Below are 12,945 nucleotides of genomic sequence, written 5' to 3'. Positions count from 1 at the left end.
CCAAGCCAACAAAGTTATTCTACCGACACAATATGATACTTAACCTGTGCCGCGCCCATTTTTGCCGTCCAACGCTCGCCGCTGTGTTTCCCCATCAAGTTTTGGCCGAGCGGCGATTGTGGCGTGATGACCAGGATTTCCTTGCCTTGATATTCGATTTCCAAGCCGCCGCTTTTGGGGCCGATAAAATAGCTCGAACGCGACTTGTCCATTTCAAGCTCGACCAGAGCGGTCAAATCTATCGGTTCATCGGCGGCAAATTTTCTCGCTACCATATTCTCGTAAATTCTGATGGCATCGAGAATCTCGCGCGCCTGCCGCGCTTGGCCACCAGCAAGATAGGCGGCCTCCAGTCCGCGCGTGTCGTATTTATTCTCGGCTTTGCTGCTTTCATGAGTGGCTTCGGCATGCGAGGCGCGGGCGGCCTTTTCCAGCACATTGAGGTTATCGGTCAGGCTGGCGACAATGCGCTTGAGCAACTGGGCTTTGTTCATTCGTCGGTAGAATATTTGAGAACCTGCGGCGCGGTCAAAGGCAAAGGAAAATTCCCGCTTCCTATCGCTCGCGAAAATGGTTAGATGAATGACGGCATGAGGTTTGTCGGCAATGATTTGTTTTCCCGAGCGCGTCGGCTGGCTTCCATCCTTTGGCTGGCGGCCATCGTCATACTGGCGCTGTTTTCCCATTCGGCGCAGGGTGAGGAATCAACCAACACGAATGTCCAATACAGTTCGCGCGCGTGGCTGATGGAAGAAGGCCTGCCGCAAAATGCCGTGCAAGCCTTGACGCAAACCCGCGACGGCTATTTGTGGGTCGGCACATTAAAAGGTTTGTCTCGATTCGACGGCGCGCAGTTTACTGTCTTCAATCCGCAAAATACTCCCGGCCTGAAAAGCTCTTCCATTTCCGCGTTATGCGAGAGCAGTGACGGCTCGCTGTGGATCGGCACTTCGGGCGGCGGCTTGACGGTTTTTCGCGACGGCATTTTCACTTTTTTCGGGCCAAGCAACGAGACGCGCGGCAATACCGTGCGCACTATTTTGCAGACGCACGACGGCTCGCTTTGGGTCGGCACTCTCGACGGTTTGTTCCGCTGGCAAAATGGAAACTGGTCGCACTTCACGCAAAAGGACGGGCTATGCACCAATGTGGTGCGCTCGCTTTGTGAAGTGGACGGCGGCGTCATGATCGGCACGGCCGGGGGAGTGAACGTGTGGCGCAAGGGCGTCATCGCGATGGAAAATAGTTTTGCTGATAAATCCGTGCGTGTGATTTTTCAGGACAGCCAGAGCAATTTGTGGGTGGGATTATCGGAAGGTTTGTATTGCCTGAAGAATGGTGAATTGACGCTCTACCAAAAAAAGGACGGGCTGGCGGATAATTATATCACCACGCTTTTTGAAGATCGCCGCGGGCAATTATGGGTGGGAACCTACGGCGGGTTGAGCCGATGGGTGAATGGGAAATTCATTGTGGAGAAGGACAGCCAGGGAAGTTTTTACGATCAAGTCAATGCCATCACCGAGGATGCGGAGGGGGATATGTGGATCGGCGCGCGCGACGGGTTGCAGCAATTACGCATCAAGCGTTTCACTACTTACACCCGCCAGCAGGGTCTGGCGCATAATAATATCATGTCCGTGCTGGAAGATAAAAAAGGCAATGTGTGGATCAGCACGTGGGGCGGGGGATTGTCACAACTGCAGGGCGATAAAATCATCAATCACACCTCGGAAAATGGCGACTCGAATGGGTTGACGTCCAATTTGATTCTTGCGCTTTACGAAGACCGCGACGGCAGTCTTTTGATCGGCACGGATTACGAGGGCGGGACCTTTCGACTGGCGGACGGCGAGTTCTCTCGCGTCTGGAGCCAGGAACAGGCGCTGATGGATCGCGTCGTGCGTGTGATCTATCGCGACCGCGAGGGAGATCTTTGGTTCGGCGCGAGCCCGGGACTGATTCTTTGGAATAAGAACGAACGCCTGATGGAGACAAATGTCATTCGCTGCATCCTTGAAGATCACAGCGGAACTTTGTGGGTTGGCGCGAACGATGGATTGTATTATTGCACGAACGGCCAATTCGTTAATTGGACGGCGCAGCAAAACCTGTCGCACCGAACGATCATTTCACTCTACGAGGACGCGGAAAATAATCTGTGGATTGGCACCGGCGGCAGGGGCTTGAGCCGATATCGAGACGGCCAGCTTACAACTTACACTACGAAGCAAGGAATGTTCAGCGATGAGATGTTTGAAATTCTCGAGGACGACCACGGTTGGTTGTGGATCAGTTGTTCCCGGGGAATCTATCGCGTAAGCAAACAAAACCTCGAAGCGTGCGGCAAAAACGGAACTCCCATCACCTGCATCGCCTACGACAAAGCTGACGGCATGGAGACGGCACAATGCAACGGCATCGCGAAGCCGTCTGGTTGGAAAGGGCGTGATGGCCGTCTGTGGTTTGCCACCGCAAAGGGGCTGACGGTCACTGACCCCAGCCAAGACCTGACGGTCAACGACAAACCTCCCGCGGTCTTGATCGAAGAAGTGATTGCCGACAAACATTCCTTCGCAGTGCGGGCGGCGAACCGGCATGCGCGGATATCACCACAGAAGTTGCAAATTCCCCCGGGACACGGCGACTTGGAATTCCATTACACGGCGCTCAGCCTGCAAGCGCCGGAGAAAAATCTTTTCAAATACAAACTGGAAGGAGTTGATTCAGACTGGACTGAAGTGACGCGGCGCGTTGCGTATTATAACAATCTTGCGCCGGGCACTTATCAGTTCGACGTGGTGGCGTGCAACAATGACGGTGTATGGAACAAAACCGGCGCGGCGGTGGCTATTATTTTACTGCCACATTTTTGGCAAACGTGGTGGTTCAAGGGCGCCATCGTGTTTCTCGCGATTGCGGCGGCGGGCGGCACGGTGCAACAAATTACCCGGCGGAATTTGCAGCGCGAAGTGCAACGCCTGGAGAAGCAGCACGCCATTGAGGAGGAACGTATCCGCATTGCGCGCGATATGCACGATGAGATTGGCGCGAAGCTCACCAAGATTTCTTTTCTGGGCGCCGTGGCCAAACGCAAACTGGCTTTGCCAGAAGAAGCAGGTCCGCAGATTGATAAAATGTCGCAAACCGCCCGTGACGTGATCCGCGCCCTGGATGAAATCGTGTGGGCCGTGAATCCGGCGAACGATTCGCTGGAACATCTCGCCACGTATCTTTGCCGCAATGCCACCGAGTTTTTTGACAACAGCCCGATACTTTGCCAGTTCGACATTCCCGATGAACTGCCACCATGCCGCCTCGGAACTGACGTACGCCACAATATTCTTTTGGCGGCGAAGGAAGCTATGAACAACATTCTCAAGCATTCCGGCGCGTCAACCGTTGCCGTAAAAATCTCCGTTCAGCCTGAAGTTTTTGAGGTGACCATTTTGGATAATGGGCGCGGATTTGACCGCCAGGCAACGGCCGAACGAACTGCCCGCATCGGCAATGGCTTGACCAACATGGAGCACCGATTGAATTCCATTGGTGGACGTTGCGCGGTCGAAAGCGGAGCAGGGCGGGGGACGAAGATCACCTTTACCGTCTATCTGAAAGGCGGGGTGGAATCGTGAAACGAAAACAAATCGCCAGCTTGTCCCCAATCCATGTAGTTGCGTGCCGGGGCGCAGTTAATTAATTTCAATGGGCAATGAGCGAAACCAACATAACGGTCTGCGTCGTCGAGGACGATACGGAGCTGCGTGAAAGCGTGTTCAACTATTTGCAGGACGCGCCGGGATTCGCCTGCCTCGGCGCCTACGGGTCGGCCGAGGAAGCCTTGAAAGAAATCCCCGACCGCCAGCCTTCGGTGGTGCTCATGGACATCAACCTGCCCGCGATGAATGGAATCCAGTGCATGGGAAAATTGAAGGCGCTGCAACCGGGCATACTGGTCTTAATGTTTACAGTGTACGAGGACAGTGACCAGGTTTTTGAAGCGCTCGTGGCCGGCGCCTGCGGTTATATGGTAAAAAGCACGCCGCCGGAAAAAGTCCTCGAAGCCATCCGCGAGGTGCATACCGGCGGCTCGCCGATGTCGAGCCACATCGCGCGGAAGGTGGTAAAACATTTTCACCAACTGTCGCCAATGGACGAGATGGCAACGCTTTCCAAACGTGAAGAAGAGGTGTTGCACCATCTATCACAAGGCTGCCTTTACAAGGAAATCGCCGACCGGCTTTCCATCAGCATTGATACGGTGCGCAAGCATTTGAAGAATATTTACAGCAAGCTTCAGGTCCATTCCCGGACGGACGCAGTGGTAAAATATTTGCGCAAATAGCCTACAAAGGCGTGGCACAAAAAATGGTTTCATGAGGACAGGTAATGCGACGAGGGCCGCGGGGCGAACGTCCGAAGGACAAGCCGCATTTCATCTGAAAAATTATGAAAATTAGTCCTGAACCACTCCATCCGTTGCGCAACTGGCGCGAACTCTGGCAAGTTAACACCGTCACTCCCGGTCAGACCTTGCGTATGCAAGTCCATGCCCCGGCGAATGATTGGAAGCAATCCAAGCAACCGGCTTTCCACTGGCTTAACCAGTTGGTGAACCGCGATTCCAGCCGCTAAGGCAATTTGGCGCGCAGGCCAAAGCGGGCCGATGGTGTCCGTGGCAATCTGTTGCCGCGGCTGATGGCAACCATCGCTCAATTAAAGTCCGCCGTCTGCCTCAAAATGTTTCCAGTGACTGTCTCGTTCTGAGCCAGTTCCTTGGCCGCCAAAGATCAGCGCCGCCCGCCCGGGTTATGGCGCAGACTCGATAGATAACCCCACGCCATCCCGGCCAGCAGACCAGCCGCATGGCAGGTATTGGCAACCGAGCCAAGCAGTCCGGTGTAACAAGCCACAAACCAAATCAGCATCAAGGTCACCGTGCTTGGATGCAAAAAAAGTCCCGAACCGGGGTCCAATTTTCCTCTTATCCAAATATACCCGAGCAGTCCGTAAACGACCCCCGACATCCCGCCAAATCCGATTCCGCTGACGAAGTATTGCGCAAGATTGGAAAGAATCGCGATCCCCAAAACCAGCGCCACCAATACCAAACTGCTTTGCCGCCCTTCGACCATGCTGCCCAGATCGCGCAGCCAAAGCATGTTGAAAAAAATGTGCAGGATGCCGAAGTGAATAAAAATCGGTGTGACCAATCGCCAGATTTGTCCATGCCGGATTTCCGGCAGCACCACCGTGATTAATTGAAGCCGTTCGTGGAGCGCCGCCCAAATCCCAATGACGTGGGCATCAACGATGTCCTGTTCACTGATCGTCAGCGCATTCAAAACAAAACTGCCGCGAGTATAACTGGCAATCATCACGATCACGCACATGACGATAAGAATGAACGTCACCGGGCCAAATCCGTAAGCCGCCATGGGACGAAAAAGATCCCGGCGCTGTTTGAGACGCTTTTCCCACGCGGCTTGCTCCTTCTGTTTCTGATCGCGCAAACCCTTCGCGCCGCGGGCAACCGTCTGGAAGACTGGGTCGGAAGGTTGTTCGGTGAACCGCTGCAATAATTCGCGAGACTGGGCCAGTTGCTCCTCGGCGTGGATCCACACGGACCACGAATTTTCTTTTTCCGCTTCGATTTGATTCTCGATTCCCTGCGCGTACAGGTAATCGCTGAACGTGCGCGCCTTCGCTTCCCCGTCCACATGACCGATCATTCGCATATCGGCTCACACTAAACGCAAATTGAATCCGGCGAAACAATAAACACTTTCCGGCGGGAAATGTATCAGTTCAAACTGACATATTACTTATATGGCGGCTTGCTTTTGGCGGGATTCACGGTTAGCTATCTTAGGCGCTGGCATTGAGTCAGGCTACTATGGCAGGCGAAACAAACACGAGGGGAATTTCAGGGTGGCTGCTGGCCATCGTTATCGGCCGGCGCCCGGACCGGACCTTGATAAGGCTGGGCCTATTGATTGGTTTCGCGCTGGTGGCATTTTTAATTTTCAGCTTCGTGCTCTACCCGGTCCGCATCACCGGCCCGAGCATGTATCCGACCTATCGCAACGGCCAGATCAACTTCATCAATCGCCTTGCCTATCTTCGCAGCGAGCCAAAGCGGGGCGATGTCGTGGGCATCCGTTTTTCGGGAAATCACGTCATGTATGTGAAGCGCATCGTCGGGATGCCGGGTGAATCCATTGCTTTTTCCGGCGGCACTATCTACATTAATGGCAAGCCACTTGATGAACCGTATCTCAAATTTCCGAGCACCGATTGGGAGTCGCCGCCTAAGCAGCTTGGCCCCCGGGAATATTACGTCGTCGGCGATAATCGTTCCATGCCCTTCGAGTACCACGAAAAAGGCGCTGCGCAACGTGAACGCATCATTGGGAAAATTCTGTTGCCAGGAGCAACATAAATTGGGGATTGCCGCGGCAGCTTTGCTATGAAAAAAGTTTTTTCGCTCGTGGTGCTGCTGATTGCTGTCGGCGCCGGTTTCTGGCTTTACACGGTTCTCTTTCCCAATCCCCAACAAGCCGTCCGCAATCACCTTAATAAAGTCGCGCGGCTCGCTTCATTTTCGCCGAGTGACGGCAACCTCAGCCGCATGGCCAATGTGGAACGGCTCGGAACATTGTTCGCGCGGGACGTGCAAGTGGTCGTGGATATTCCCGGTTACGAATCCCACACTTTTAGCAATCGCGAAGAACTGATGCAGGCCGCGGCTCTGACCAAGCGTTTTGCCGGTGGTCTCAAGGCCGAGTTTTTGGACATGAACATTGAGATGGGCGCGGGAAATGACTCGGCGCTGGTGGACCTGACATTGAAGGCCAAAGTCTCCACTGAGAGTGACTTGATCGTGCAGGAACTTAAATTCACTTTGAAAAAAAGCGATGGCGGCTCGTGGCTCATCACGCGCGTGGAAACGATCAAAACTTTGAAGCCCTGAAAGTTTTCCGTGAGCGAAGCCGCCATCCAACATCTTTCCCAGGCCGACAAGGTTCTCGCGCGCCTGATAAAAAAAATCGGCCCCTGCCTGTGGAAACCCGACAAACGCCGCAGTCCTTTTGAAGCCCTTGTGCGTTCAGTGACGCATCAACAGCTCAACGGCACAGCCGCCGCGACGATTTTTGGCCGCGTGAAAGCGCTTTATCCCGGCAAACGCTTTCCGTCTCCCGAGGATTTGATCGCCACCTCCGATGAAAAATTGCGCGGAGCCGGATTGTCGCGCGCCAAGATTGCCGCGATCAAAGACATCGCCGCCAAAACTCTCGGCGGCGTGGTTCCCACCTCGCGCGCGATTGCACGGATGGAAGATGCCGCCATCATCGAGCGACTTACCACCATTCGCGGCGTTGGCCCGTGGACCGTTGAGATGCTGCTGATGTTCAAGCTGGGCCGGCAGGATATTTTGCCGGTGACGGATTACGGCGTGCGCAAGGGTTTTGCGGTTACGTACAATCTAAAAGATTTGCCCAGCGCTGCCGAACTATTGAAGCACGGCGAAAAATGGCGTCCGTATCGTTCGTTCGCCGCATGGTATTTGTGGCGTTCCCTGGATTGAGAGGATGTGGTTCAATTCTTTTGGCCCGACTTTAACATAAACATAAACTAAACCAGATCATGAGACCGAAAAAAATATGGGGCAATTTCGCCGTGAAGGATGTGAACATAACCCGGAAATTTTATGAGACACTGGGATTTAAGCCCAATAGAGGTTATGACCGTTCACCAGAGCTTACCAGTTTTCTGTTTGGCGATGATGAGTTTGTGATCAATTTCTTTTTAAATGAATCCTTAAAGCAAGCCCTTAAAGGCAACCTGGCTGACTTGAGCAAAGGAAATGAGATCATCTTTACTCTTTGGGCCGACAGCCGGGAAGAGGCAGACCAATGGGCCATGGAAGTGAAGCACGCCGGCGGCCGGATATTTGGCAAGCCGGAAGCATTTGGTGAAGGTTATTATGGCTTTGTGTTTGCCGACCCGGATGGGCACAAGTGGAATGTGTTTCATATGTAACTTCAGACAGGTCTTTGGCTTAACGACGCCGCTGAAATTTATCCCGGCGCGGTTTTGAAAAAGATTCCGTCGAAGCCCTCGCCGTTCCCGCGAGCCGGAAATCCACCTGCTTCTTGAAACGATCCACTTTGGCAACCTGCACTTCGACCTGGTCTCCGAGCTTGATAACGCGGCGCGTCCGCCGCCCGACCAACTGATTCCGGTTCGTGTCGAATTGAAAGAAATCGTCCGCCAGGGTCGAAAGCGGAACCAATCCGCTCATGGCCAGTCCGCTCACATCCACGAAAAAACCGAAATTGCGGACGTCCGTGACCAGCGCGGGATAACGCAGCGGCTGGCCGGATTCCAGTTGCTTGCTCAAAAAGGCAAACAACTTGACGTCTTTGCTGTCGCGCTCGGCATCGGCGGAATTGCGCTCAGTATCCGAAATGCGCGCCGTAACTTCCGCGAGCGATTGACTTGCAATCGGCTGTCCGGGCTTTTGAAAAAGTGCCCGATGCACCACCAGGTCCGCGTAACGGCGAATCGGTGAAGTGAAATGCGTATATTTCTTTTTCGCGAGACCGTAATGCCCGAGTGGTTCCACCGCATAGCGCGCCCGCATGAGCGATTTCAAAAACCCGATTTTCAAAGCCTGGCCGATAGGCAGTGTGGAAAGCTTTTGCAACAGTTTTTGGACTTCGAGCCGGTTGCTCAAATTTCCACAAGCAATGTGATGACTGAGCACGTCCTGGCGATATTCCTGAAGCCGTTTGTCATCGGGCGGTTCGTGGATGCGATAGACTGCCGGGCGATTCAGCGCCATCAAGCGTCCCGCGACCGCCTCATTAGCGAGGAGCATGTATTCCTCGATAAGTTGATGTGAAATATCATTCTCTATTTTTTCGATGCGGGTGACCTTTCCGCTTTCATCGAGGCGAATCTTGCTTTCAGGAAAATCCAGTTCCAACGAGCCGGCCTTCATGCGGGCGCGGCGGATGCGTTGCGCCATCTGATTGGCATCGTGAACCATTTTTTCGACGGGGCCAACCGGCGCGCGTTGTAGAACCGCCAGAACTTCGCGATAAGTAAAGCGGCATTGCGAGCGAATGACTGCCGGGTAAAAATTTGCCCGCAATACCTGGCCTTCGGCGGACAAAAGAAATTCGACGCACTTGGTCAGGCGATCCACGTTCGGCTTGAGCGAACAAAGTTCATTGCTCAAGGCTTCAGGCAGCATCGGAATGACGCGGTCAACAAGATACGTGGAATTGCCGCGTTTGAGGGCCTCCGCGTCGAGCGGCGTACCGGGTTTGACGTAATGAGAAACGTCGGCGATGTGCACCCAGAGTTTCCATTGCTGATTGGGCGCGGGCCGGAGGCAAATGGCATCGTCAAAATCCTTGGCGTCATCAGGATCAATCGTCACCACTTGATGCGTACGACAATCAGTGCGGCCAGTTAAATCCTGCGCGCTTACCTCTGTGCCATTCGCGCGTGCTTCCTGCAAAACTTTTTTCGGAAAATGCAGCGGCAGATTGTATTGACGCAGGACGGACAGCATGTCCACGCCTTCTTCATCCGGCGCGCCGAGCACTTCAATGATTTCACCTTCGGGATTTGTATTCGGCGATTTCCATTCATGCAATTCCACCACCACCTTGTCGCCCAAATTTGGCTGACGGCCAACATCCTTGGGTGTCGGCACGTAAATATCGTGCGGAAGGCGCGGGTCATCGGGGATCACGTAGAGAAATTGTGCGCCACGCTGCAACGTGCCGACAAGTTGGGTACGCTGGCGTTCAAGGATGCGAATCACCTTGCCCGTGACTTCTCCCGGTGGCTGCGATCCACGACCTTGCCGCGGCACATCTCGCCGCACGAGCACGCGGTCGCCGTTCATCGCCGTGGACGTGGCAAAACCGGGCACGACAATTTCCGGCGCCTTGGGATCATCGGCTTCCAAAAAACCTTTGCCCTGGCGATTGATGCGGATGCATCCGGGCACTAGATCGGCATCCGTGGCGCGCCCGAAGCGATTGCCTTTCATGCGGGCGATGCGTCCGGAGCGTTCGAGTGCGGCGAGAGTTTTTTGAAGGGCCTGCTGCTGATTGCGAGCCAACCCGAGTGCGCGCAATAACTCCGGCACGTTGAGTGGCGTGTATTGCGGCTGGCTGAGTAATTTCAAGACCTTGTCTTCCATGTCGCCATTACGCTAACCCGCGAACCGCGAAATCACACGATAAAAAGCATGCAGTAAATCGAAGCTCTCCTTGAACTCACGCCGCGTTCGCGATAAATTACCCGTCCTATGGGCGCACAATGGAAACAGGCCGGGCGGGTGGCAAACTCCACCAAGCGCGGCGCGATGATCGGCAAACTGGTCAAAGAAATTTTGGTCGCGGCGAAACTCGGGGATCCGCATCCCGAGAACAACGCGCGGCTTTGGGTGGCCGTTGAAGCCGCAAAAAAACATTCCGTGCCGCGGGATACCATCGAGCGCGCAATCAAAAAGGGCGCGGGATTGCTCGACGAGAAAGTGACTTACGAGACGGTGGCGTACGAGGGTTTTGCGCCGGGAAAAGTGCCGGTCATTGTCGAATGCCTGACGGACAACCGCAATCGCACCGCGCCGGAAATCCGGCAATTATTCAAGGCCGGACAATTCGGCGCTCCGGGAAGCGTCGCTTTCATGTTCGACCGCTGGGGAATCGTGGAAGCCAATCACGCTGACACGACGCAGGACATCGAAGCCGCCGCAATCGAGGCCGGCGCGGAGGAGGTTCAACCCTTGACTGGCGAAGACGTCCCCGAAGGCCGCATCGGCGCGCGTTTCCTTTGCCACCCCACGAGCCTCGATGCCGTCTCAAAATATTTGAAGGCCGCCCAATGGACCGTGACCGCTTCCGAAATGAGTTACCTTGCCAAAAACTACGTGGAACTCAACGAAGCTCAAAAGAAGGAAGTCGGGGACTTTCTGAACGCATTGGACGAACACGATGACGTTCATCGTGTGTACGCAGCAATCAAGTAATCGCGTCTGTTTAGGGTCTCAGTCCCAACTATAGCGGCGGTTTATGACCGCGGGCTATCATTTTTAAGCCGCCTTCGCCTTCACCAGCCGCGTATTCTTGACCAGCTTGGCCTGGTTATTTTTCAAATAATCCTGGACCATTTGAATGCGTCCCAGGCTCGTAGGCACGCGTTTTTGATTTTGAAATAACCGATAATGCGTGAGGGTTTTGCCGACTTCCATGATTTCCACATGGCCTTTTTCAGTTTTCCAGAGCTGGCCCTTGACCAGCGTCGTCAATGGTGTGGTGGTCTTTAACTTCATAGATTTAGAAATCCTGTTCGCGGCATTTTAGCCGCGCTTCTGTATATATGACACATTAATTGCAAAAATATTCAATGATGGCGCATTTTTACTGAAAAAGCTTACAATTCCCCGATGATCTCGTTTATGCCGCCGCTGGTTTTTCGTCCTGAATGAACGTCTTTCCCCGATAAGTCATCGCGATAAAAATGAAGGCAATCGCCGCGATAAACATCAATCCCGCGAAAAATAAATAGTAATTCGCCCCGGTCAGTTTGCTGCTGCCGTCGGGATTTTGGATGAAGTGATTCACCGCGGCAGTGAACAAATTCCCGGCCGTGTTGGTCGCTAAAAATAATGCCATGATCATGGATTTCATTTTCTTCGGCGCTTGCGTGTAGGAAAATTCCAGTCCGGTGGCATATACCATGACCTCCGACGCCATCAGAAACATGTAAGCAAGCACTTGCCAGCCAATCGTCGGCTTCTGTCCCGCGCTGATCAACATCTCGACGTAAGCGGGAACCACAAACGAACAAAAAGTAAAAAAGAAACCGATGGACATCTTGCGCAGCGGCGTCAGTTTGTAAAAACGATTCACCGTTGGATAAATGACCGACGAAAACAGCGGCACGTAAATCAGAACGAGAATCGGATTAAGAATCTGGAACTGGTCCGCCGTCCATTTGAGTCCAAAGAAATGCAAGTCCATGTGCTCGGCCTGCTGCACCCACGCTGAACTGCATTGGTCGTAGAGCGACCAAAATACCGCGATCACCACATAAATCGGCATCAAGCCAGCGAGCGCCTTTAGATTCTCCAAACTGAAAACTTCGCCGAGCTTCCTGATTCCCGCAGGAGGAACATGCACGAATTTTTTCCGTCCCATCCAAAAAATGATGGTTGCGATCAGCATCAAAATTCCCGGAATGCCAAAGGCGACATGCGAGCCGGCGGTCCGCAATTCAATCGGTACCCAATACATCGAGATCGCGGAACCGATATTGATCGCCAGATAAAACCACATGTAAACACGCGCCAGCAAATACCGGTTATGCTCACCAAATTGGTCTCCGACATTGGCGGAGACACACGGCTTGATGCCGCCGGAGCCAATGGCGATGAGTGAAAGGCCGATCATCAATCCCAGTCGAGTGTCGTTGAGCGAAAGCGCGAAATGCCCGAGGCAGTAAACAATCGAGAGCCAGAGAATCGTGAGATATTTTCCAAAGAAAACATCCGCAACGATGGAGCCAATCAGTGGGAAAAAATACACCGCCGCCACGAACAAGTGAAACCACTCGCGCGCCTGCGTGTCGGTCATGCGATCGGCGTGGCCCTGCGCGTCCACCAGATATTTCGTCATGAAAATGACGAGAATCGTGCGCATGCCGTAGAAGCTGAAACGCTCTGCGGCTTCGTTGCCGATGATGTACGGAATGCCCGGCGGCATTTTCGTAGTTGGAACCGGCGCGGTGAGATATTTGGATTTTGTGCCAGAGGGGACGGTTGATTCGGTTGTGCTCACGCGGCTTGTTGTTAGCAGGAAAGCTCGGCGACGTCAGCTATATTTGCGCACAACGAAGTCGCATGCCAAGGCAATCGGG

13 protein-coding genes are annotated in these 12,945 nt (G+C 53.7%); 8 read left to right on the top strand and 5 right to left on the bottom strand.

Going from position 1 to position 12,945, the window contains the following annotated elements; all coding sequences use genetic code 11:
- Window positions 1-14 precede the first annotated feature (14 nt).
- Window positions 15-494 carry a GreA/GreB family elongation factor gene (locus VH413_08220; GenBank protein HEX3798672.1) on the bottom strand — a complete coding sequence of 160 codons (480 nt, stop codon included), beginning with the start codon at window positions 492-494 and terminating at the stop codon, window positions 15-17.
- Between the two features lie 84 nt (window positions 495-578).
- Between VH413_08220 and VH413_08215 the strand changes: the two genes are divergently transcribed.
- The 3 genes from VH413_08215 to VH413_08205 all read left to right on the top strand — a co-directional run bounded on the left by VH413_08215 (window position 579) and on the right by VH413_08205 (window position 4,635).
- Window positions 579-3,635 (top strand): two-component regulator propeller domain-containing protein, encoded by a 3,057-nt coding sequence (locus VH413_08215; GenBank protein HEX3798671.1) that lies wholly within the window; start codon window positions 579-581, stop codon window positions 3,633-3,635.
- 77 nt (window positions 3,636-3,712) lie between these two features.
- Window positions 3,713-4,345, top strand: a complete 633-nt coding sequence (locus tag VH413_08210; protein HEX3798670.1) for a response regulator transcription factor — start codon at window positions 3,713-3,715, stop codon at window positions 4,343-4,345.
- Window positions 4,346-4,449: 104 nt separating this feature from the next.
- Complete coding sequence (locus VH413_08205) at window positions 4,450-4,635, top strand: hypothetical protein (protein HEX3798669.1); 186 nt, start codon at window positions 4,450-4,452, stop codon at window positions 4,633-4,635.
- A 155-nt stretch (window positions 4,636-4,790) separates the two neighbouring features.
- Here VH413_08205 and VH413_08200 read toward each other — a convergent pair whose 3' ends face one another.
- On the bottom strand, window positions 4,791-5,738 hold the full coding sequence (locus VH413_08200; GenBank protein ID HEX3798668.1) for a rhomboid family intramembrane serine protease: 948 nt from the start codon (window positions 5,736-5,738) through the stop codon (window positions 4,791-4,793).
- 158 nt (window positions 5,739-5,896) lie between these two features.
- On the opposite strand from VH413_08200, the gene lepB reads away from it, so the two are divergent.
- The 4 genes from lepB to VH413_08180 are packed head-to-tail and all read left to right on the top strand — an operon-like array spanning window position 5,897 to window position 8,043.
- The gene (lepB, locus tag VH413_08195; protein HEX3798667.1) at window positions 5,897-6,442 is read left to right on the top strand and encodes a signal peptidase I; all 546 of its coding nucleotides are present in this window, start codon (window positions 5,897-5,899) and stop codon (window positions 6,440-6,442) included.
- A 27-nt stretch (window positions 6,443-6,469) separates the two neighbouring features.
- Window positions 6,470-6,973, top strand: a complete 504-nt coding sequence (locus VH413_08190; GenBank protein ID HEX3798666.1) for a hypothetical protein — start codon at window positions 6,470-6,472, stop codon at window positions 6,971-6,973.
- Window positions 6,974-6,982: 9 nt separating this feature from the next.
- A complete protein-coding gene (locus VH413_08185; GenBank protein ID HEX3798665.1) occupies window positions 6,983-7,588 on the top strand; it encodes a DNA-3-methyladenine glycosylase in 606 nt (201 codons plus the stop codon).
- A 59-nt stretch (window positions 7,589-7,647) separates the two neighbouring features.
- The gene (locus VH413_08180) at window positions 7,648-8,043 is read left to right on the top strand and encodes a VOC family protein (protein HEX3798664.1); all 396 of its coding nucleotides are present in this window, start codon (window positions 7,648-7,650) and stop codon (window positions 8,041-8,043) included.
- A gap of 19 nt (window positions 8,044-8,062) precedes the next feature.
- Here the strand turns inward: VH413_08180 and rnr are convergent, their stop codons facing one another.
- On the bottom strand, window positions 8,063-10,225 hold the full coding sequence (rnr, locus tag VH413_08175; GenBank protein HEX3798663.1) for a ribonuclease R: 2,163 nt from the start codon (window positions 10,223-10,225) through the stop codon (window positions 8,063-8,065).
- A gap of 108 nt (window positions 10,226-10,333) precedes the next feature.
- Here rnr and VH413_08170 point away from each other — a divergent pair, with 108 nt between their 5' ends.
- A complete protein-coding gene (locus VH413_08170; GenBank protein HEX3798662.1) occupies window positions 10,334-11,056 on the top strand; it encodes a YebC/PmpR family DNA-binding transcriptional regulator in 723 nt (240 codons plus the stop codon).
- Between the two features lie 63 nt (window positions 11,057-11,119).
- On the opposite strand, the gene VH413_08165 is transcribed toward VH413_08170, so the two are convergent.
- Together VH413_08165 and VH413_08160 are read right to left on the bottom strand one after the other, a co-directional pair.
- Entirely contained in the window at window positions 11,120-11,359 is a 240-nt protein-coding gene (locus VH413_08165) for a hypothetical protein (GenBank protein ID HEX3798661.1), read from the bottom strand.
- Between the two features lie 124 nt (window positions 11,360-11,483).
- On the bottom strand, window positions 11,484-12,866 hold the full coding sequence (locus tag VH413_08160; GenBank protein ID HEX3798660.1) for a POT family MFS transporter: 1,383 nt from the start codon (window positions 12,864-12,866) through the stop codon (window positions 11,484-11,486).
- Window positions 12,867-12,945 lie beyond the last annotated feature (79 nt).

Source organism: Verrucomicrobiia bacterium, from assembly GCA_036268055.1.
Taxonomy (GTDB): domain Bacteria; phylum Verrucomicrobiota; class Verrucomicrobiia; order Limisphaerales; family Pedosphaeraceae; genus DATAUW01.
This window is presented reverse-complemented; position numbering and strand designations above follow the sequence as displayed.